Below are 21,671 nucleotides of genomic sequence, written 5' to 3'. Positions count from 1 at the left end.
CGCGTCCCACTTCACCACTCGTACGGGGAGTCTTCTGCACTAGGGTGCGCACATGACCGACTCCTCCCCGGCCACCGGATCCCTGCGCGTCGATCTGCTCACCCGCGAGTACCCACCGGAGGTCTACGGCGGCGCGGGCGTGCACGTCGAGTACCTGGCTCGGGAGTTGCGCCGCCTCGCCGACGTACGGGTGCACTGCTTCGGACTGCCACGCACCGAGCCGGGCGTCACCGCGTACGCCGAACCGCCGGGGCTGACCGGCGCGAACGCCGCGCTGCGCACGATGGGCGTGGATCTGGAGATGGCCGCCGGCGCGGCCGGCACCGACGTGGTGCACAGCCACACCTGGTACGCGAACCTGGCCGGCCACACCGCGAAGCTGCTGCACGGGGTGCCGCACGTGGTGACCGCGCACAGCCTGGAGCCGCTGCGGCCGTGGAAGGCCGAGCAGCTCGGCGGCGGTTACGCGCTCTCCTCCTGGATCGAGCGCACCGCGATGGAGGCCGCCGACGCGGTGATCGCGGTCAGCGGCGGGATGCGCAACGACGTGCTCACCGCGTACCCGCAGATCGACCCCGACCGGGTCCGGGTGGTCTACAACGGCATCGACACCATCCAGTACGCCCCGGATCAGGGCACCGACGTGCTCGACCGGCTCGGCGTCGACCCGTCCCGCCCGAGCGTGGTCTACGTGGGCAGGATCACCCGGCAGAAGGGGCTGCCGTACCTGCTGCGGGCCGCCCGGGAGTTGCCGGCGGACACCCAACTCGTCCTGCTCGCCGGTGCGCCGGACACCGCCGAGATCGCCGCCGAGGTGGAGGAGCTGGTCGCCGAGCTGCGGGCCAACCGCTCCGGCGTGGTCTGGGTGGCCGAGATGCTGCCCAAGCCCGAGGTGATCCAGGTGCTCACGCACGCCACGGTCTTCGTCTGCCCGTCGGTCTACGAACCGATGGGCATCGTCAACCTGGAGGCGATGGCCTGCGAGACGGCAGTGGTGGCGACCGCTACCGGCGGCATCCCCGAGGTCGTGGCCGACGACGAGACCGGCCTGCTGGTGCCGATCGCGCAGGCCACCGACGGCTCCGGCACCCCACTGGACCCGGACCGCTTCGTGGCCGACCTGGCGGCCGCGATCAACACGCTGCTCGCCGACCCGGCGCGCACCGAGCGGTTCGGGCTGGCCGGCCGGCGGCGCGCGGTGCAGCACTTCTCCTGGGACGCGATCGCCCGACAGACAGTGGAGGTCTACCGCTCCGTCGGCGCGGCCTGAGCGGGACGGATTTCAGATCGCCGTTCCCGGTGGCGACTTGAGCAACGACGTCGCCTCGGCAGCGTGACCACCACGCCCGTTGCGTAGCGCGCTGGCCGCGATGCGGATCAGGTCGATGTTGACGCCGGCGGCACCGCTCGGATCGTGCACCTTCAGCTTCACGTCGAGGCTCACCGCTGTCTCACCCCAGCCCTGCGCCTCAAGGTTGAGGTGAGCCACCTTCTGCGACGCGAGATGCGGCAGGTACCCGAGCGGGGCCACCTCGACGTCGCCACCGGCCGACAGGGCGTTGAGCTTGGACTGCTTCTTGCTGTCGGGGTTCTCGACCAGGTTGCGGAAGTCTTCGGTGCCGCCCAGGTTGACCTGGTAGGAGCTGACCAGGGTGAGGCCCCGCTCCTGGAGCAGCCGCAGCAGCGCGTTGTGCAGCACCGAGGTGCCGAACTGGCTGGCCAGGTCGTCACCGAGCAACGGCAGCCCGGCTGACTCGAACCTGCCCAGCAGCCGTGAGTCGCGGGCGACCGGGTCGGAGGTCGTGTTGATGAAGGCGACGCCAGCGGTGTGGGCCGCCTCGGCGTACGCCTGGGCGGTCTCCGGCCGGCCACTGGGTGCCGAGTAGAGCAGCACCTCCGCCCCTGCCAGCGCCGCCGCCACCCGCTGTACCCCGCTCGCGTCGATGAGGCCCTTCGTGACCGGCACACCCGCCCGGGGCAGATCGCAGTTCAGCCGAGGGAAGTTGTTGGGCGGCAGGAAGATCGCCTCGGTCAGGTCCTGACCGATCTTCTCCGCGGAGGTGGCGAAGGCTGCCACGATGTCGATGTCCCCCACCCCGAGCCCGTCGATCGTCGGCCTGCGGATGCCGACCAGGCTGCCGCTCTGGCGGTAGAGAGCAAGCCCCTGCACCAGTGCCGAGGTGTTGTTACCGACGCCGACAACCGCGACTCTCACCCGTTCGATCATGGCCGGAGGCTACGTCACGTCCGCGCGTTGCGGCGGTGCGGAACGGTGGGTGATCTCCGCGCGAGGGAACACCACGGCGAGCGTGATGCCCCTGAGTCATCAATATGCCTCTGTGTCATCACGCTCACCGCAACGTCCGTCCCCAGGGCTCGACCCGCCGAAGCGAGCAACGAGCCTGGTTCAGGGAGAGTCCGACCGCCATTCCTCACCGGCCACCAGCCAATCGTGCCGGGCCGCCGCCGGGCCGCCACCGGGCCGCCACCGGGCCGCCGCCGCGCAGGCGGTCCGGGCATGAACCAGGACGGCCGCGGACCCGCCCATTCCGGGAACCCGTGTGGATCTTGACGGCTTGGCCGCGCGCGAACGGATCTCGCGCAGTAGGTTGGCGGGGTGACTGGACGGTTCCCGATCGAAGACGTCTCCCCCGTCGTCTCGTGCGGGCGATACCCGGCCAAGGCGGTGATCGACGAACCGGTTCCGGTGTCGGCGCGCGCCTACCGGGAGGGGCACGACGCGCTGGGCTGCAACGTGGTGTGGGCTGGTCCGGACGGCGCGAGCCGGCCGTTCACCCGGATGCGCCCCGGCGAGCCCGGCCAGGACCGCTGGCACGCCACCATCGCACCGGACGCCGTCGGCTCGTGGACCTTCTCCGTCGAGGCGTTCCAGGACCCGTACCTGACCTGGCAGAACGCGGTGACCAAGAAGATCGCCGCCGGGCAGGGGCCGGAGGACCTGGCCAACGACCTGGCCGAGGGCGCCCGGGTGCTCGCCGCCGCCCGGGAGCTCGTCCCGAGCGCCGACCGGCCCCGGGTCGCCGACGCGCTCACCGCTCTCGTCGACACCGACCTGCCGCTGGCGCAGCGGGTCGACAGGGCGTTGGCCCTGGCCGACCTGCTCTGGGAGCACCCGGTACGGGAGCTGGTCACCGCCGGTGACACGTACTCGATCTGGGTTGACCGCAAGCGGGCGCTCTACTCGGCCTGGTACGAGTTCTTCCCCCGCTCCGAAGGAGCGGAGGGCGGGCGGTCCGGCACCTTCGCGACCGCCACCGAGCGGCTGCCAGGGGTGGCCGCGATGGGCTTCGACGTGCTCTACCTGCCGCCGATCCACCCGATCGGCCGGGTCAACCGCAAGGGTCCGAACAACGCGCTGAGCGCCGGGCCGACCGACGTGGGCTCGCCGTGGGCGATCGGCGCCGCCGAGGGCGGCCACGACACCATCCACCCCGACCTGGGTACGCCGGCGGACTTCCGGGCCTTCATCCAGGCGGCGGCGGCACAGGGCCTGGAAGTGGCGATGGACCTGGCGTTGCAGTGCGCACCGGACCACCCGTGGGTCACCGAGCACCCGGAGTGGTTCACCACCCGGGCCGACGGCAGCATCGCGTACGCGGAGAACCCGCCGAAGAAGTACCAGGACATCTACCCGGTCAACTTCGACAACGACCCGGAGGGCATCCGGGCCGAGGTGCTGCGGGTGGTGCTGCACTGGGTCGGCGAGGGCATCCGGATCTTCCGGGTGGACAACCCGCACACCAAGCCGTTCGACTTCTGGCACTGGCTGATCGCGGAGGTGAAGGCGGTCGATGAGGACGTGCTGTTCCTGGCCGAGGCGTTCACCCGGCCGGCCATCATGCACGGCCTCGGCAAGATCGGCTTCACCCAGTCGTACACCTATTTCACCTGGCGCACGACGGCCGCCGAGATGCGGGCGTACTGCGAGGAGCTGATCGAGGCGGCCGACTACATGCGGCCGAACTTCTGGCCGAACACCCCGGACATCCTGCACGAGTCGTTGCAGCACGGCGGCCCGCCGATGTTCAAGATCCGGGCGGTGCTGGCCGCGCTGCTCTCCCCCTCCTGGGGCCTTTACGCGGGCTACGAGCTGTTCGAGCACGTGGCCCGACCGGGCGCCGAGGAGTACCTGGACAACGAGAAGTACGAGCTGCGACCGCGGGACTGGGCCGGCGCCGAGGCGCAGGGCCGCTCGCTGGCGCCGTTCCTGACCACCCTCAACCGGGTACGCCGGGACAACCCGGCCCTGCACCAGCTTCGCAACCTGCGCTTCCACGAGATCGACAACCCGGCGTTGCTCTGCTGGTCCAAGCACGACCCGGAGACCGGCAACACCGTCATCGTGATCTGCTCGTTCGACCCGCGCATCGTGCAGTGGGGCAACACCACGCTCGACATGCCGGCGCTGGGCTTCGACTGGCACGAACGGTTCACTGTGCACGACGAGCTGACCGGCACCAGTTACGACTGGGGTCAGCGCAACGCGGTACGGCTCGACCCGTACCTGCAACCCGCGCACGTGTTGACAGTGCGTCGCCCGACCCCGCCGACCGCGCCGCAGCCGGCGGGCGCCGAGCCGGCCGACCTCACGGTCGCCGAGGTGCCGGACGACCTCTCCGGCGGCACCGCGCCGACGACCCCGACCGCGACGACCGCTGCCGCGACGACCCCGGCCACCGTGGCGTCCCGGCTGACCGCCGCCCGTTCGGCTGCCGCCCGCTCGTCCCGTTCCGCGCCGACCGCTCCCGCCCCGAAGGACGACCGATGGACCAGCTGATCTCCGGCGCGACGCACGACCCGCACGCGCTGCTCGGCGCGCACCCCGCCGACGGCTCGACGACGATCCGCACGATGCGCCGGGGCGCCGGCGACGTCGCGCTGCTCGTCGGCGACGAGCGGCACCCCATGAAGCGGGTGCACGACGTGGGCGTCTTCGAGGCGCAGGTCGACGGCACGGTGCTCGACTACCGGGTGGAGGTCGACGGCACCACCCACGACGACCCGTACCGCTACCCGCCGACCCTCGGTGAACTGGACCTGCACCTGATCCGCGAGGGCCGCCACGAGCGGCTGTGGGAAGCGCTCGGCGCCCGGGTCTTCGACGAGGGCGTGGCGTTCAGCGTCTGGGCGCCCAACGCCAGTGGGGTTCGGGTGATCGGCGACTTCACCGGCTGGGGCCCCGACGACGGCTGGCCGATGCGGTCGCTCGGCTCCAGCGGGGTGTGGGAGCTGTTCGTCCCCAACGCCCGGGTCGGGGCCCGCTACAAGTACCGGGTGCTGGGCGCCGACGGGCAGTGGCGAGACAAGGCCGACCCGCTCGCGGCGTACGCCGAGGTGCCGCCGGCCACCGCCTCGGTGGTGCACCACTCGACGTACCGGTGGAACGACGCGGACTGGCTGGCCCGGCGGGCCGAACGGCAGCCGCACCAGGAGCCGATGAGCGTCTACGAGGTGCACCTCGGTTCGTGGCGGCCCGGCCTGGGCTACCGCGAACTGGCCGAACAGCTCACCGCGTACGTCGCCGAGCTGGGCTTCACGCACGTGGAGTTCCTGCCGGTGATGGAGCACCCGTTCGGCGGTTCCTGGGGCTACCAGGTCACCGGCTACTACGCGCCGACCTCCCGGTTCGGCGACCCTGACGAGTTCCGCCACCTCGTCGACCAACTGCACGCCGCCGGCATCGGCGTACTCCTGGACTGGGTGCCCGCGCACTTCCCCAAGGACGAGTGGGCCCTCGCGCGCTTCGACGGCACCCCGCTCTACGAGCACCCCGACCCGCGGCGCGGCGAGCACCCCGACTGGGGCACGTACGTCTTCGACTTCGGCCGCAACGAGGTCCGCAACTTCCTGGTCGCCAACGCGCTCTACTGGTGCGACCAGTTCCACGTCGACGGGCTGCGGGTCGACGCTGTCGCCTCGATGCTCTACCTGGACTACTCCCGCAACCATGGCGAGTGGGCCCCGAACAAGTACGGCGGCCGGGAGAACCTGGAGGCCATCGCGTTCATGCAGGAGGTGAACGCCACCGTCTACAAGCACCACGCCGGCGTCGTCATGATCGCCGAGGAGTCCACCGCCTGGCCGGGGGTCACCCGCCCCACCGCCGACGGCGGGCTGGGCTTCGGCTTCAAGTGGAACATGGGCTGGATGCACGACACCCTGCTCTACACCTCGAAGGACCCGATCTACCGCCAACACCACCACCACCAGCTCACCTTCTCCCTGGCGTACGCCTGGAGCGAGAACTACGTGCTGCCGATCAGCCACGACGAGGTGGTGCACGGCAAGGGCTCACTGGCCGGCAAGATGCCCGGCGACACCTGGCAGCGGCTGGCGAACGTACGGGCGCTGCTGGCGTACATGTGGGCGCACCCCGGCAAGCAACTGCTCTTCATGGGCTCCGAACTGGCCGACGACAGGGAGTGGAGCGAGGAGCGCGGCCTCGACTGGTACCTGCTGCACGACCCGGCCCGCGCCGGAGTGCAACGACTCGTCGGTGACCTCAACCGGGTCTACCGGGACACCCCGGCGCTCTGGGCACAGGACACCGAACCGGCCGGGTTCCGCTGGATCGCCGGCGACGACGTCGCCAACAACACCGTGTCGTTCGTCCGGATCGCCCCGGACGGCTCGACGCTGGTCTGCGTGGCGAACTTCTCCGCCCAGCCGCTGCACGACTACCGGATCGGCCTGCCGGCCGGCGGGACCTGGCAGGAGGTGCTCAACACCGACGCGCAGCACTACGGCGGCTCCGGGGTGGGCAACCTCGGCGAGGTACGCGCCGAGGACGTGCCGTGGCACGGGATGGTCGCCTCGGCGGCCCTCCAGGTCCCGCCACTGGGCGCGATCTGGCTGCGCCGAAGCTGACGCGGCCGGACCGTCAGACCAGGCCGGCGTCGCGCAGCAACTGCCACAAGCCGGCGCCGTCGGGGGCGGACAGCCACTTCTGCCCCACCGGCCCCGACGACGGGCGGCCGGCTGGGGCGGGCAGGGTGCCGGCCAGCACCGACTGGGTCGGGGAGAGCCTGCGGATCGCCACCCCGGCGACGTTCTCCGGGTGGGCGGCGGCGAACTCCCGGTAGATCTCCTGGTCGTGCTGGCCGTCGTCGCCGACGAGCAGCCAGCGCACGTCGGGGAACTCCTTCGCCAACCGTGCGAGGGTGACCCGCTTGTGTTCCATGCCGCTGCGGAACCAGCGGTCGGCGGTCGGGCCCCAGTCGGTGAGCAGCAGCGGCCCGGCCGGGTAGAGGTGCCGGGACAGGAAGCGGGTCAGCGTGGGCGCGACGTTCCAGGCCCCGGTGGAGAGGTAGAAGACCGGTGCGCCGGGGTGCGCGGTGACCAGCCGCTCGTAGAGCACCGCCATGCCGGGCACCGCGTTGCGGGCGTGCTCGTCGAGCACGAACGTGTTCCATGCGGCGAGCAGCGGCCGGGGCAGCGCGGTCACCATCACCGTGTCGTCGATGTCGGAGATGATGCCGAACTTGACCTCCGGGTCGAGGATGCGCACCGGGGCGTCGACCGGCTCGGCGTCCGGGACACTGAGCCGGACCGTGCCCCAACCGGGCGGCAGGTCCGCCTCGACCAGCGTGTCGACGAAGCCGCTGCGGTCGGCCCGCGTCTCGTGCCGCACCCCGCCGGCCTCGATGGTCACCGTGACGTGCTTGTTCGGCAGCGTTGTGAAGCTGCGCCAGCCACGGACCTTGTCCAGCCGACCCCGTTGGCGGGTGTCCGGACGGCCCAGCAGCACCCGACACATCACCCGCACCCAACCCGGCGCGCCGTAGCCGGTGTACGCGACGATGTTGACCCGCCAGCCGGTGCGCCGCAGCCGGCGCTCGACGAGCTGGTGCACGGCGTCCTCGATCCGCGCAGCCCGGTGCAGGTTCGGAACGGCCAGTTGGCCGGCGGGAGTGGGTGGCACGCGCCAACCCTGCCACACGTCGACAGCCACGGCCACGCGAGCCGACCCCGGCCGCGCCGCCGCGGCCCGGCCGCCGTGGAGTCGGTACAGCCCCACCCCGGCTGCGCCGATCCACCTCGGCGACCCGGCCGAACGTGAAACACTCCGGTCGGGACGACGACGGGGGCGCTGGTCGTGTCGCATCCAGAGCAGCACAGTGGGCGATGGCGCCCGCGACTCGATCGGCCAGCGCTCGTCGCGCTGCTGTTCGGGCTCGCCGGTGTCGTCTACCGGCTGGTCCTGACGCTGTTCACGGTGCCGGTGTCGAACAGCGACGAGGCGACCTTCGGCCTCGCGGCCCTGCACATCGGGCAGGGCCGGGAACACCCGGTCTTTCTCTACGGCCAGCACTACATGGGGATGTTGGAGTCGTACCTGGCCGCTCCCCTGGTGGCGCTGACCGGGCCGAGCTGGCCGGTGCTGCGCCTGCCGATGCTCGCGCTGTACGCGATCTTCCTCTACCTGATCCACCGGCTGACCCGCCGACTCGGCACCCCGTGGTTCGCCGCCTTCGTGGTGGGTCTGCTCGCGCTCGGACCGGAGCGGGTGGTGCGCGACCAGCTCACCGTCGTCGGCGGGAGGCCGGAGGTGAAGCCGGCGGTGCTGCTGATGCTGCTGATCACCGTGGGACTGGCGACCGGCACCGTGCACCGCCGTCGGCTCGCGATCGGCCTGTTCGGGCTGCTCGTCGGACTTGCCGTCTGGTCGGACTGGCTGATCCTGCCGTACCTCGCGGTGGCCGGGTTGGCACTGGTCTGGGCGGTACGGCGGGAACTGCTCGGATGGTCCGGTCTGCTGCTGGCGGCGGGGGTGGTCGTCGGTGTGGCCCCGATGATCGTCGACAACCTGCGGGCCGGGCCCGGTGAGGACTCGCTGTCGGTGTTCCGGGAGGTCAGCACCAAGGCCGGGCCGCAACCGCAGTGGTCCGACCGGATCCGGGGCGGCCTGCTGGAGGGGGTGCCGCTGGCGCACGGGCTCTGTCCGGTGGACGGCTGCGGACGCTGGCAACAGTGGTTCGGCGTGCTGTACCCGGTGGTGCTGCTGGCCGGCGCCGCACTCGCTGTGCTCGCGTACCGTCGCGCCGCCGGGGCACCTCGCGGGGAGCGGGCCGGACGCGGGGCCGGAGGGCTGCGCGGCGAGCGGGTCGGGCCGGTCGTGCAGCTCGCGCTGATCGCCGGCGCGGCGTTGACACTGCTGTCGTACGTGCGCAGTCCGCTCGCCGCGACCAGCCCGCTGGACAACGCCCGCTACCTGTCGGTGCTGCAACTGTCGCTGCCGGCGGTGCTCTGGCCGCTCTGGGTGGCGGCGCTGACCGCCTGGCGGGGCACCAGCAGCGTGCTGGGGCGGTTCACCGGCGCGCTGTCCGCCGCCGTCCTGGCCGCGCTGACAGTGACCACCCTGGTGATCACCGTGCTGTTCGCGGCCACCGGCACCGCGGCGTCGCGGACCGAGGAGCGCCAGGCCCGGGAGTTGGCCGCCGCGCTGCGCGCCGACGGACCCCACGAGGTGTACGGGGACTACTGGACCTGCAATCGGTTGATCTTCAACACGGATGAGTCGGTGGTCTGCGGGGTGCTCGACGGTGACCTGTCGCCGGGGCAGAACCGCTACCGGCCGTACTGGCGGCAGGTGGGGCGGGCCGACCGGCCGGGCTACGTGGTGGAGATCGACTCGCCGATGGACCGGCGGTTGCGCAGGCTGCTCGCCGACCGGGCCGACGCCGCGCCGGTGCGGGAGGTCGGCGGCTATCGCGTGTACCACCCCGACACCCCGGTGCGGCCCTGGCGGTAGGGGCTGGTCGTACGCTGGCCGGGCCGGCGCGTGGGGCGCCGCCGCTGCGCCAGTCGAGGAGACCCATGCTCATCCTGTTGCCGCCCTCGGAGGGGAAAGCCGACGCCGGCACCGGACGGCGCTGGGCCCCGGACCGGCTCTCGCTGCCCGAGCTGAACCCGGCCCGCCAACGGGTTCTGGACGCCCTGGTGGCGCTGTGCGCCGGGCCGGACGAGGAGGCCGCGCGAGCGGCGCTCGGCCTCAGCGAGGGCCAGCGGGGCGAGCTGCGGCGCAACGCCCGCCTGCGGGAGGCGGCCACCGCGCCGGCCGAGCGGCTCTACACCGGGGTGCTCTACGAGGCGTTGGACCTGGCCTCGTTGCCGCCCACTGCGCAACGGGCGGCCCGCCGGTCGATCCTGATCAGCTCCGGGTTGTGGGGCGCGGTCCGACTGGCCGACCGGATCCCGCCGTACCGCTGCCCGATCGGCGCCCGCCTGCCCGACGTCGGGGCGCTGTCGACGTACTGGCGCAGGGAGCTGACGCCGGCGGTGGACGCCGCCGCGGGGCGCGGCCCGGTGCTGGACCTTCGCTCCGGCGCGTACGCGGCCACCTGGACGCCGCGCGGTGAAGCGGCCGAGCGCACTGTCACAGTGCGGGTTCTGCACGAGCGGGAGGTCGACGGCGTGCCGGTCCGCTCCGTGGTCAGCCACTTCAACAAGGCGACAAAGGGGCGTCTGGTCCGGGACCTGCTCGTCGCCGGCGCCCGTCCGCGCACCGCTGCGGAGCTGGTGGGCACCCTGCGGGAGTTGAAGCACACAGTGCTGGAGCAAGCCACCGCCGCGGGCCGGGTGCGCCAGGTGGATCTGGTGGTCACCGACCTTTAGCGGCACCCAGCCGCAAGATTTGCTCAAGGCTGGGCCGGAGGAGTTCCGTAACGGCGTGCCAGGGGCCACGGTAGGGCAACCCAGACTCCGACAAGGGAGCCTCCGTTGACCCACGAACCCGCCCTGCTCGACCGGCCCCACACCCCGACCACCCCATCCCCGCTGGGCTGGCTGACGCTGGGCGACGCGTTCGAGGCCGCCTGCCTGCTGCGGTGCACACCGCCACCGACCGCCGCCCGGCCCAACGCGGTACGCGCCGAGCACACCGCCGGGGTGGAGTTCAACCGGGAGGACGCCGCGCAGCGGATGCGGCAACTGCTCAACCGGCTGGACATCCCGGTCACCCACGAGGTGGCCGTCGGCGGCCTGCGTCGCCGCTACGAGCTGCACCGGCTGTGGGTGCCCCGGGAGCACCAGGGCGCGTACACCCGGATGTTGGACGCGGGCTGGTGGCAGGGGCGACGCGAGCTGCTCGGCGGGCCGCTGCCCGGCGCCTCACCGGCCCGCCGACGGTTGGTGACCCGCCTGGCGGAGGCAGCCTGGCGCTCGGCGTTGCTGGCCGCCGGACGGCACGTCCGGCGGCACATCCTCGGCGTGCGGCTCACCGACCGGGAGCTGGCCGCCGTGCTGATCCGGGGCGCGGCAGTGCTCGACGTGCCGGCCCGGCTCCGCCCCGGCACCGGTTGCTTCCTGGTCAGCGTGGCCGACGGCCCGGACCGGCAACGGATCCTGCGCAGCGCCGCGTTGGAGCCGGCGCGCGGTCCGATGGCGGAACCCGGGACGGCGACGGCGCGCGGGGTGCCCCCGGCGTCGGCGCGGGGCGCGGGCCTGGCGCCGGCAGCTCGCGCGGCCTGTTGATCGGGTTCCGACCGTCCGGCGCATCGCGAACCCGGGCTTGCGCGCACCCGCCCGACGGCGCACAGTGCACCGCGTGAGTCGTACCTCGTCACGCCGCGCCGGCCTGGCCGCCCTGTCGACGGTGCTGCTGATCGCGAACCTGGCCATCGCCAGCTGCCGGGACACCCCGATCGACCCGACGTCGATCCGGATCGCCACCGGTAGCCCCACCGCTGTCTACTACGCGTTCGGGCAGTCCCTGGCGGCGATCCTCAACCGGGAACTCCCCGACGTGCGGGCCAGCGTGGTGATCACCGCCGCCTCGGCGGAGAACGTTCAACTCGTCGGCTCCGGCGGGGCCGAACTGGGCTTCACCCAGGCCGATGTCCTGCCCGCCAGCACGGCGGGAAGTCCCACTGTCGACGCCGTCGCCCGGGTGTACGACGACCAACTGCACTTGGTCACCACGAGCGGCGGCCCGGTCCGCGCTGTCGCCGACCTGCGCGGCCGGCGGGTCTCCGTCGGCGCGGCCGGCTCGGGCACCGAGATCACCGCGACCCGGCTGCTGGAGGTGGCCCGCCTCGGTGGCGACGACGTGCGCCGGGAACGGCTCGGACTGGACGACTCGGTGGCGGCGCTGCGCTCCGGGCGGATCGACGCGTTCTTCTTCTCCGGCGGGTTGCCGGTGCGGGGCATCGAGGAGTTGGCAGACGCCAGCGCCATCCGGATCGTGGACCTCAGCGAGTGGACCGAGCCGCTGCGGTCACGCTACGGCCAGGTCTACGTCTCCCGGGACATCCCCCGCTCGGTGTACGGGGTGGACGCGGTAACCACGGTGGCCGACCCGAACTACCTGATCGTCCGGGCCGACCTGCCGGAGCCGTTGGTCCGCGAGGTGACCCGGCTGCTGATGGAACGCCGGGCCGAACTGGCCGCCGCCCATCCGGCGGCGGGACGGATGAGCCCCCGCTCGGCGATCGTCACCGCGCCGCTGACGCTGCACCCCGGCGCGGCGTCCTGGTACCGCGCCACCAAACCGTGACGGCCGACCCTCACCGCGCCGGGGAGGGCCGCAGGTCGGCGGCCGGTTCCTCCTCCGCCGGCTCCACCGCAACTGTCGGCGTCGGGAACCACAGGGCGGCGATCAGCCCCCGCGACTCCCCCGGGCGCATGGTGAGCCGCCCGTCCGAGGCGTCCACCAGCACGGCGGCGATGGTCAGGCCGAGCCCCGCTCCCTCCACGTTCTGCGCGTCCGGGGCCCGCCAGAACCGCTCGGTCGCCTGGCCGAGCTGACTCTCGGTCATGCCGGGGCCGGAGTCGCGGACCTCCAGCGCCACCCCGCCGTCGCGGCGCGCCACAGTCACCGTCACCGTCCCGCCCGCCCCGCTGAACTTCACAGCGTTGTCGATGAGAGCGTCCAGCGCCTGGTCGACGGCGGTCGGCACTGTCTGCGCGTACGCCGGGGCGTCGGTCGTGGCCAGCCGCAACGCGACCGACCGGTGCCGGGCCAGCGGCGCCCACGCGGACACCCGGGAGGCGGCCACCGCGGCGGCGTCCACTGTGACGCGCTCGTTCTCCTCCCGTTCGGCCCGGGCGAGGGTCAGCAGCGCGTCGAGCACCAGCGCGAGCCGGTCGGTCTCCTCCAGGGCCAACTGGTGCTCGGACCGGCCGTCCGGGTCGGTGAGGCTGGGCCCCAACTCCTCCACCCGCAGCCGCAGCGCGGTGAGCGGGTTGCGCAGTTGGTGGCTGGCGTGCGCGACGAAGGCACGCTGGCGGTCCATCACATCGGAGACCACGTCGGCCATGTGGTTGAAGCTGGCCGCGAGGCGGCGCAGCTCCGGGGGTCCCAACCGGTGCTGCACCCGGGCGCCCCGGTCGCCCTCAGCGATCTCGTGGGTGACCGCGTCCAGTTCGGTGACCGGGCGCAGCACCCAACCGGCCAGCCCGAACGCGGTGAGCACGCAGGCCAGCACGGCGAGCAGGCCGGCCAGGGCGAGCAGCAGCCACCACGCGACGACGGCTCGGCGGATCGGGTCGGCCGGGGTCACGATCACCACCGCTCCGAGCACCTCACCCCCGTCGTTGATCGGTACCGCCACCACCACCGGGTCGGTCGTCCAGGGCCAGACCGACTCGGGGGCGCTGGTCTGCTGCCCGGACAGCGCGACGTCCAGCACCGTCGTGGTCCCCGGGCTGGCCTGCCACCTCGGCGACGAGACCGGGATGTTCCGGTCCCGGTCGACGATCGCGGCGGTGATCGCGTACAGGTCGTCGTAGCTGGTCAGCTCCGACTCGATCGGGCCGGGCCCGCCGTCGCGCAACGCCGGGCCGGCCAGCGAGGCGAACCGGGTCGCGTCGGCGAGCCGGTCGGCGCGGACCCGTTCGGTCTCGCGGCTGGCCATGGTGGCGGCCAGTGGGGTCTCCAACGCGATGAGGACGAGGACCATCAGCAGCAGATAGCTGATCACCAGGCGACGGCGCACCTCAGCTCCTCACGCGTCGCGCAGCCGGTAGCCGACGCCGCGTACGGTCTCGACCAGGCGGGCGTCGCCGAGCTTGCCGCGCAGCGACCCCACGTGCACCTCGACGGTGTGCCGGTCGGCCCAGGTGGTGCCCCAGGCGTCGAGCAGGATCCGATCGCGGGGCACCGCCACCCCGGGCTGGCGGGCCAGCGAGAGCAGCACGTCGAACTCCTTGCGGGTCAACGTGACGGCACGGCCGTCGACTGTCACCGTCCGCGCGGCCACGTCGATGCGGACCGGCCCGGCCTCGATGAGGTGCCGCTCGGGCGCGGCGTTCGCGGCGCGGCGCAACACCGCCTCGATCCGGGCCTGCAACTCGACCATCGAGAACGGCTTGACCACGTAGTCGTCCGCGCCCAGGCGCAGACCCAGCACCCGGTCACGTTCCTCACCCCGGGCGGTCACCGCGATGATGCCGAGCTGACTGCTGCGCCGACGCAGCTCCCGGCACAGGTCCGTGCCGTCCCCGTCGGGCAGGGTCAGGTCGAGCAGCACCAGGTCACAGGGGGCGGCGGAGAGCGCGGCGGCGACGGTGGCGGCGTGCTCGACCTCGTACCCCCGGCGGGTGAGGGCGGAGGACAGCGCAGCGGCCACCCGGCGGTCGTCCTCCACCAGCAGGATCCGCACCCATGCCCCCGTCCCTCGCAGCGCTGTTCTGCGAATGGTGGCAGAAGTGAGCGCGGACCGGGAGGCCGCCCACCCGCGCTGGGTGGGCTAGCGGACGCTAGAGGCCGAAGGTGTCGTCGGCGATGGCGTCCCGGACGCCGTCGGTGAACCCGCGGAAGCCCGGGTCCTCGTGGCTGGCCGGCACGCTGGTGACGTTGACCCCGCTGGCCTGGGTGACCGCGTCGACCAGGGCCGGATAGTCGATCTCGGCATCCTGGAAGGCGTCGTCGTCCGACTCGGCCAGGTTGATCACGTGCTGCACGTCGTCGGACGACGTGTCCGGGTCATCGGCCCACTCGCCGCCGGCCTGGTAGCACTCGTCGTACAGCGCGCGCTGGCTGTCGGTCCAGTCATCGTCGTAGCTCTGCATCGCCCATCCCTCCGCGGCCCTTGACCTGAGCATGCCCGGCGGGAGGCGACGGGCGCGGCGGTACCGGCGAAAACCGGGCGGGCGCGCCGACCACGGCACCGTAAGCTGCCGTGGTGATCTACAAACTGCTGTCGAGCGCCGAATGGGACGACGCCCTCGCCGCCGGTTCCTTCACCGGTTCCGCTGTCGACCGGCAGGACGGGTTCATCCATCTCTCCGGGGCCGACCAGGTGGTCGAGACGGCACGGCGGCACTTCACCGGGGAGACCGGGTTGACTCTGCTCAGCGTCGAGGAGGAGCGACTGGGCGACGCGCTGCGGTGGGAGCCGTCGCGCGGCGGACAACTCTTCCCGCACGTGTACGGCCCGCTGCCGGTCGCGGCGGTGGTGGCGGCGCGGGCGTTGCCGGCGGGCCTTCCGGCCGCCGACGCGGTGGCCGCCCTGCTGGGCTGACCCGGTGGCCACCCTGCTGGCCTGATCCGTGGCCGCCCTACCGGCTGACACGCACGCGCCCGACCCGACAGTGTCGGGCCGGGCGCTGTGCCGCAGCGACGGGGCTCAGTGGCAGAGCCGGTCGATCTCCTGCTGGAACCGGTCCATCGGGTTCGCCTCGGCGGGGCCGAGCAGGTAGGTCTTCAGCTCCCGGCGGGCCTCGGTCATCGGGTCGTCACCAGCCCGGGTGACCGACACGATCTTCTCCAGCTCGCCGCAGTCCTTGGAGAGCAGGTACGCGGCCCGCGCCGTCGGGTACTCGCGACGGAAGTCGTCCTCGGACAGGCCGGCCGGGTTGGCCACCACGTACGGCCGCTGGCTCTGCACGAAGTCGGACACCACACTGGACACGTCGCTGATCAGCAGGTCGGTCTGGTTGAAGCAGTCGAACAGCGCCGGCGTGCGGCCGGTGACCACCAGGTGCTCGGTGCCGTCCAGCGAGGACGCGTCCGGGTTGCCGCCGGCCGCGCGGATCGCCGTGACGACCCGGTCGTGCACTGCCTTCGCCGCCCTGGACCGCGAACCGGTGAGCGGGTGCGGCTTGTAGATCAGGCGGACCCGGGGATTCGTGGCCAGCAGTCCCTTGACGATCCGCTCACCCATCAGCACCAGCGAGGTGTGGTACGGGTCGTCGTCGAGCCAACCCTCCCAGGTGGGCGCGTAGAGCACTGTGAACGGCCGGTCCACCGACTCGGCGCCGAAGGTGTGCACCCCGGCGAGCTGCGGTCGACCGATCTCGACGATGTCCGAGTCGAGCACTCCCACGCCGGCCCGCGCGTAGCGCTCCCGGCCGGCCAGGCCGGCGACCCAGACCTCGTCGTACACCTTGCTGTAGGGGTTGACGCTGGCCTGCTTGTCGCTGTCGCCGTGCCCGACGAAGACGTGCTTCGTACCCGGCTCGCGGAGCATGTGGATGTTCGCGCCCACGTTCGCGGCGTAGAGCGCCGCACGGATGCCGCCGAGGTCGAGGTTCATGAAGTCGACGCCGGCCGGTACGCAGATCACCGGCAGCCGGGTGTCGGCCAGTTCCAGGAACGCCTCCCGGCTGCGCATCAGCACCACCGCGCGCTGCTGGAGCGCCTCGGCCGGGGCGAGCCACATGTTCGCCTGGTAGACGTCCTTGGCCGGGCCGGCGAAGTAGAGCGCCACCTCCGGCCGGTAGTTGTCCAGCCAGCGCTGGACCGCCGGCAGCAACGGGCCCTGCCCGGCGCCCCGACCCCGCAGCCAGGTCAGCGCGATGATGGCGCCCACCAGACCGGTCGCCACGACCGCCACCGCGCCGGCCACGAAGAACGGCGTCGGATCGTGCTGCACCGCGGCGGCCACGCCGGCCGGCACCAGCAGCAGGTTGAGCAGGGGCATCCGGTCACCGGCGACCGCCGCTGCCCAGGCGGGCGGCTGGGGGGCGCTGGACAGTGGACCCAGCTCGATGTTGCGCACCATGGCGGAGAGCGGGTTACGACGCTCGATCATGGTGGAGAGCGCACCCGCGAAGACCGACACGACCCAGACCGCGGCCGGCAGCACCAGCAGGAGGGTCAGCTCGCCGCCGCTGAGGCGTACCTCGGCGACGACCAGCAACACGGCGGCGAGGTCGCGGGTCAGTTGCCGGTACGACCAGTGCAGGCCCACCTTCTCCAACAGCAGGTGCGATGGCGGTGACCAGCGGGCGACGGCGAACTCGCCGAGAATGGCGGCCAACCCGGCGACGGCGAACAGGCCGACCCAACCGAATACGCCACCGACGAGCATGACCAGGTAGGCCAGTACCAGTAGCGCACTCTGGGCGGCCACCCCGAGGCGTCCTGTCAACGTGCCGAACAACGAATTTCGCTCCCTACTAGATCGGTTACGGGCAGGGCCTGGATTCGTCACGGCATAACCCGACGAGGACAAACTGAGGCGTCGCGCCCGGTTCGCCGCCATCACCTTGAGTGACTGTTGCGGAACTGGACAGCTGTCGACAGCTGGCAGCCTCAACCCATGTCTGAACTCCCGCATTACAGCCCGCACGGCGGTGACCACATCCCCTGCGTGCCGCTCGTGCACCTATGACCTTAACGCGAGGGGACATCGGGACGCCGCTCAGGTATCAATGCCCTTTCCGGTCAGAAACTCGGTAGCCGTACGGTCCGGCGCGCCTCGCCACGCGCTGTGCGCGAGGGGTGGGTGCCAGGCCTCATCCGCGACGGAAACAGGTCATCGCTCCCGGCCGCTTGCGCGTGGCGAACTGCTGGAAACCCAGCTGCGGAGCCAGATCCCGGGCCACCTGGTTGCCGGAATAGACGCAGATGGTGGTGACATTGAGCCGCTCGATCGCGCCGGCCAGCTCAGGGACCGGCGCGAGCTCCGGCTTGCCGTTGGCGAGCGCCACCAACTTCAGCCGGTCCTGGGCGAACGGCGAGTCGATGCCGTAGTCGGGCAGGTAGCGGTCGTTGGGGCTGACCACCCGCATCCTGCTGGTCACCATCGGGGCGGTGTGCATGAGAGTGGACGGGGCCAGCACCACGCCGTCGGGCCGGTCGAGCCGCGTCATCCAGAAGACGATCAACTTGCGCTGCTGGGGCAGCTTCCAGACCGGCTGTTCGTGCACCGTCACATAGCTCTTCGGCGACCACATGGGCGTGCCGAGGACGGCGAAGCCAGCGACCAGTGCCACAGCGATCGCGGCGCTCCCGAACGCCCGCAGGCGCGGCAGGTCGACGGTGCAGAGGATGCCGATCACCGCCGGGAGGGCGAACATCCACGGCATCCGCCAGAGCACGACGCCGATGCCGGTCAGGCTGTTGAGCGTCTCGAGGACACCGGGGAAGAGCAGCACACTCATCGCCAATGTGCTGCCCGCGACGAGCAGTTGGGGCGTCCGCCGACGGGTGACCAGGGGGCCGAGCCACAGGGCCAGGCCACCGATCACGCCGAGCACACCGAACAGGATGGTCCGCCGGTAGGTGACCTCAGCGTCGTAGAAGGCCGCGGCGGCGTTCTCGGTGATGGGGCCGGCGTTGAGCCGTGACCAGACCGTCGCGCCGAGGGGGTAGACCAGCGCGGCCGCCCCGGCCAGGATCGCGTCCCGCCAGCGGCCGACCAGCATCATCGCGAACACCGCGCCGCCGACCAGCAGCGGGAGGACGATGGCGGAGGTGGTGGAGAGGCCGGTGGCCACGATGGAGAGCGCCGCGATGAGGATCAGCCCTCGGCGGGAGCGCGAGTCGAACCACTCGGTCAGGTAGACCCACATCAGCGGAACGACCGCCGCCACGAACATGGTCTTGCCCTGGTGCAGCCTGGTCAGGTGGAAGGTGCCGAGGGCAGCGTCCTCGCCGGCGACCAGGTAGAGGTAGGCCACAGCGACGCTGAAGGCGAGCACGGCGCGGCGCGGCGCCCAGCGCTGCACCAGCCGCCACAGGGCGAGCACCGCCAGGACAGACATGACCGGCGTCACGATGTACCACGTGGCGGAGGCGGCGTGCAGGTGGAAGACGTGGGCAAAGGCGCCGTAGAAGACCTCGATCGAGGGCACAGGCGGCTGGGAGTTCATCGCCGGTGCGACGCCGTCGGTGAACAGGAAATCCCGCAGCGGCACCTCGTCGCGTTCGGCCACCCAGACCGACTTACCGAGGAAGAAGGCGTCGTCGACGGAGTTGCGGGCGAAGAAGAGCCCCGAGATCGCGGCCAGGACGGCAACGATCACCGCGTACGCCGACGAGAGCGGGGTCGCGGCGGCCGCCGGGGCGTCGCCGGCCGGGGTGGCGAGCCAGCGACGTCGGACGAGGAACATGGCCCCCGCCGCGGCGACAGCGCCGAAGCCACCCGGGATCCACCAGGGGATTGCCTCCCCGACGCCGTCGTTGACGGTGGTCAGCCCTGCCGTGACCGCGGCGACCGTGCCCGCGCCGAGCACCACTGCGAACAGCGGACGCGGATACGTCGGGGCGGCGCCCTCGACGACCTCCTGATCAGCAGGACCACCAGCGGCGGAAGCCGCACGGCCCCGGCGGCGGCGCCACAGCCAACCCGCGAGCACCACCAGGCAGCCGCCGGCCCAGATCAGGAACGTCGCCGACGGCGCCAGGCCGAACAGGAAGGCCAGGTGGTAGAGAACGGTCCAGAGCGCGAACGCCACCACGGCGCCGTCGGTGAGCAGCACCGGGGCCGCCGCGACCAGCGCGCGGACCCGGGCCGTCGGGGTCCGGCCGGTGCCGTTGGAGGGCTGGGGAGCCTGGTCGGACCTCGGTGCCGGGTCCGAACCGGTGGGCGCGACGGCGATGCTGTCGACGTTGGCCACGGGTGTCCTTCTCATCTGGGGAGCAGGGCGGGCTTCGGCACGGTTACGGCCGGGTGTCAATGGGGCAGCGTAGCGGAGACCGGTAGCCGAACCATTTTCCGTGTGGTGGGGTGTCGCGGGCGTGCTCAGCCGGAGACCGGTGCCGCCCGTGGACGGGGCAGCGCGCTGTCGGCGCCCAGCCCGGCCGCCACTGATTCGACAAGATTGTCGAGGTAGCCGTCGGTGAGTGGGAGACGGGCGATGGCGAGCCGCCAGTAGAGCGGCCCCACGATGAGGTCGACGGCGGCGTCCAGCTCCGTTTCGGCGGGCAGTTCGCCACGCTGCACGGCCCGGGTGACCAGGTGACCGCCGATCTCCTGCTGCCGGGCGCGCAGCACCTGACGCAGTGTCGCGTCGATGCTGGGGTTGCGCGCCGCCTCGGCCAGAAGATCCGGAATGATCTGCGACGCCAGTGGGTGGCGCAGCGCGTGCGCCACCGCCTGGAACAGCAGCGCGAGGTCACCGCGCAACGTGCCGGTGTCCAGTGCGGGGAGCTTGCCGTGTGCCGCGGCGGCGACGACCTCCAGCACGAGGTCCAGCTTCGAGCTCCACCGTCGGTAGATCGCCGTCTTGCTGACGCCGGCCCGCCGGGCCACCGCCTCGATGGAGAGCCGGCCGTAGCCGACCGCGGCGAGCTCCTGCATCAGCGCCCGGCGGATCGCCGTGGTGATCTCGTCACGCAGCACCGCGGCACCGGCCGGCACCCGCCTCTTTTCGGTGGTCATCGAGGGCTCTTATCGCAGGTCACGCCGGACAGCGTAGCGCAACGACGGTACGGTTGCGTCCCGACGTGTTTCGGACTACTGTCCTCGCAGCGACGAGGCGGCGCCCCGCGCAAATTTCCCACTAGGATTCGATCGTCGCGAGCAACCCCCGTCTGCACGAAAGATCGGAGCGCCATTTCCATGGCCACCACCGCGCTGGTCGACCCCGACACGGGCCTGACCCAGGCGCAGCTGGCCGCTCGGCACGGGCTACGGGTCGCCGGTGAGCGACCCAGCCTCGTCGAGTACAGCCGCCGACTCTGGGCCTACCGGCACTTCATCGCCGCGTACGCCAACGCCAAGCTCGTCGCCTCGTACAGCAACGCCAAGCTGGGTCAGCTCTGGCAGGTGCTCACCCCGCTGACCAACGCGGCGGTCTACTACCTGATCTTCGGGGTGGTGCTCGCACAGAACAGCATCCCGAACTTCATCGCCTACCTGACCACCGGGTTGTTCATCTTCAACTTCACCCAGAGCGCGGTCCTGGCCGGCACCCAGTCGATCAGCAGCAACCTCGGGCTGATCCGCGCGCTGCACTTCCCCCGGGCCAGCCTGCCGCTGTCCACCACGATCACCCAGTTCCAGCAACTGCTGGCCTCGATGGTGGTGCTGGTCGGCATCGTGCTGGTCACCGGCGAGCCGCTCACCTGGGAGTGGCTGCTGCTGGTGCCGGCGCTGCTGCTGCAGGCGGTGTTCAACGCCGGCGTGGTGCTGCTGGTGGCCCGACTGGGCGCCAAGTCGAGCGACCTGAAGCAGGTAATGCCGTTCATCATGCGGACCTGGATGTACGGCTCCGGCGTCCTCTACAGCGTCAGCCTCTTCGACCGGCTGCCCGGCTGGGCGACGACACTGGTGCAGTACAACCCGCTGCTGGTCTACATCGAGCTGGCGCGGTACGCGCTGCTCGAGGAGGCGCCGCTGCTCAACGAGTCGCTGACCCAGCTCTGGCTGGTCGGCGCCGGTTGGGCGCTGGTCGCCGGCATCGGCGGTTTCATCTACTTCTGGCGCGGCGAACAGGAGTACGGCCGTGGTTGATCACTTCGACGCTCCCACCGAGGCGAG

The 21,671-nt window shown here is 71.9% G+C and carries 17 protein-coding genes; 9 read left to right on the top strand and 8 right to left on the bottom strand.

Translation table 11 applies throughout. The annotated features are described in order from the left end of the window. Positions 1–52 precede the first annotated feature (52 nt). Complete coding sequence (gene glgA / locus AB0B94_RS23045; protein WP_357283584.1) at positions 53–1,270, top strand: glycogen synthase; 1,218 nt, start codon at positions 53–55, stop codon at positions 1,268–1,270. Positions 1,271–1,282: 12 nt separating this feature from the next. Here glgA and AB0B94_RS23040 read toward each other — a convergent pair whose 3' ends face one another. Further along, positions 1,283–2,227, bottom strand: a complete 945-nt coding sequence (locus AB0B94_RS23040) for an inositol-3-phosphate synthase (RefSeq protein WP_357283580.1) — start codon at positions 2,225–2,227, stop codon at positions 1,283–1,285. Positions 2,228–2,617: 390 nt separating this feature from the next. Here AB0B94_RS23040 and AB0B94_RS23035 point away from each other — a divergent pair, with 390 nt between their 5' ends. Together AB0B94_RS23035 and glgB are read left to right on the top strand one after the other, a co-directional pair. Beyond that, positions 2,618–4,798, top strand: a complete 2,181-nt coding sequence (locus AB0B94_RS23035; protein WP_357283576.1) for a maltotransferase domain-containing protein — start codon at positions 2,618–2,620, stop codon at positions 4,796–4,798. Next, on the top strand, positions 4,786–6,888 hold the full coding sequence (gene glgB / locus AB0B94_RS23030; RefSeq protein WP_357283573.1) for a 1,4-alpha-glucan branching protein GlgB: 2,103 nt from the start codon (positions 4,786–4,788) through the stop codon (positions 6,886–6,888). Before AB0B94_RS23035 ends, glgB begins: the two co-directional genes overlap by 13 nt. A gap of 13 nt (positions 6,889–6,901) precedes the next feature. Here the strand turns inward: glgB and AB0B94_RS23025 are convergent, their stop codons facing one another. Next, complete coding sequence (locus AB0B94_RS23025; RefSeq protein ID WP_238669359.1) at positions 6,902–7,942, bottom strand: phosphatase domain-containing protein; 1,041 nt, start codon at positions 7,940–7,942, stop codon at positions 6,902–6,904. Positions 7,943–8,116: 174 nt separating this feature from the next. Here AB0B94_RS23025 and AB0B94_RS23020 point away from each other — a divergent pair, with 174 nt between their 5' ends. The 4 genes from AB0B94_RS23020 to AB0B94_RS23005 all read left to right on the top strand — a co-directional run bounded on the left by AB0B94_RS23020 (position 8,117) and on the right by AB0B94_RS23005 (position 12,514). Beyond that, complete coding sequence (locus tag AB0B94_RS23020) at positions 8,117–9,772, top strand: hypothetical protein (RefSeq protein WP_357283568.1); 1,656 nt, start codon at positions 8,117–8,119, stop codon at positions 9,770–9,772. A gap of 65 nt (positions 9,773–9,837) precedes the next feature. After that, positions 9,838–10,635 carry a peroxide stress protein YaaA gene (yaaA, locus tag AB0B94_RS23015; protein WP_238669357.1) on the top strand — a complete coding sequence of 266 codons (798 nt, stop codon included), beginning with the start codon at positions 9,838–9,840 and terminating at the stop codon, positions 10,633–10,635. Positions 10,636–10,740: 105 nt separating this feature from the next. Continuing rightward, entirely contained in the window at positions 10,741–11,493 is a 753-nt protein-coding gene (locus AB0B94_RS23010) for a hypothetical protein (protein WP_357283563.1), read from the top strand. A 64-nt stretch (positions 11,494–11,557) separates the two neighbouring features. After that, a complete protein-coding gene (locus AB0B94_RS23005; RefSeq protein WP_357283559.1) occupies positions 11,558–12,514 on the top strand; it encodes a TAXI family TRAP transporter solute-binding subunit in 957 nt (318 codons plus the stop codon). Between the two features lie 10 nt (positions 12,515–12,524). Here AB0B94_RS23005 and AB0B94_RS23000 read toward each other — a convergent pair whose 3' ends face one another. The 3 genes from AB0B94_RS23000 to AB0B94_RS22990 form a co-directional block, all read right to left on the bottom strand. Beyond that, a complete protein-coding gene (locus AB0B94_RS23000; protein ID WP_357283555.1) occupies positions 12,525–13,955 on the bottom strand; it encodes a HAMP domain-containing sensor histidine kinase in 1,431 nt (476 codons plus the stop codon). 9 nt (positions 13,956–13,964) lie between these two features. Continuing rightward, on the bottom strand, positions 13,965–14,621 hold the full coding sequence (locus AB0B94_RS22995; protein ID WP_091401433.1) for a response regulator transcription factor: 657 nt from the start codon (positions 14,619–14,621) through the stop codon (positions 13,965–13,967). Between the two features lie 97 nt (positions 14,622–14,718). Further along, entirely contained in the window at positions 14,719–15,030 is a 312-nt protein-coding gene (locus AB0B94_RS22990; protein WP_357283551.1) for a hypothetical protein, read from the bottom strand. A gap of 113 nt (positions 15,031–15,143) precedes the next feature. Here AB0B94_RS22990 and AB0B94_RS22985 point away from each other — a divergent pair, with 113 nt between their 5' ends. Continuing rightward, positions 15,144–15,482: a DUF952 domain-containing protein gene (locus tag AB0B94_RS22985; RefSeq protein ID WP_357283547.1), complete on the top strand. Its 339-nt coding sequence runs from the start codon at positions 15,144–15,146 to the stop codon at positions 15,480–15,482. Positions 15,483–15,587: 105 nt separating this feature from the next. Here the strand turns inward: AB0B94_RS22985 and AB0B94_RS22980 are convergent, their stop codons facing one another. The 3 genes from AB0B94_RS22980 to AB0B94_RS22970 form a co-directional block, all read right to left on the bottom strand. Next, positions 15,588–17,345, bottom strand: coding sequence for a CDP-glycerol glycerophosphotransferase family protein (locus AB0B94_RS22980; protein WP_357283544.1), 1,758 nt, complete (start codon positions 17,343–17,345; stop codon positions 15,588–15,590). A gap of 355 nt (positions 17,346–17,700) precedes the next feature. After that, entirely contained in the window at positions 17,701–19,821 is a 2,121-nt protein-coding gene (locus tag AB0B94_RS22975) for a DUF6077 domain-containing protein (protein WP_357283539.1), read from the bottom strand. A gap of 110 nt (positions 19,822–19,931) precedes the next feature. Further along, positions 19,932–20,570 (bottom strand): TetR/AcrR family transcriptional regulator, encoded by a 639-nt coding sequence (locus tag AB0B94_RS22970; RefSeq protein WP_357283536.1) that lies wholly within the window; start codon positions 20,568–20,570, stop codon positions 19,932–19,934. Positions 20,571–20,750: 180 nt separating this feature from the next. Between AB0B94_RS22970 and AB0B94_RS22965 the strand changes: the two genes are divergently transcribed. Next, entirely contained in the window at positions 20,751–21,644 is an 894-nt protein-coding gene (locus AB0B94_RS22965; protein WP_091401422.1) for an ABC transporter permease, read from the top strand. Positions 21,645–21,671: the final 27 nt, after the last annotated feature.

The sequence above is a fragment of the Micromonospora sp. NPDC048986 genome, from assembly GCF_040649335.1.
Taxonomy (GTDB): Bacteria; Actinomycetota; Actinomycetes; order Mycobacteriales; family Micromonosporaceae; genus Micromonospora; species Micromonospora alfalfae.
The sequence above is the reverse complement of the archived record's forward strand: the minus strand, read 5'-3'. Positions and strand labels throughout refer to the sequence as shown.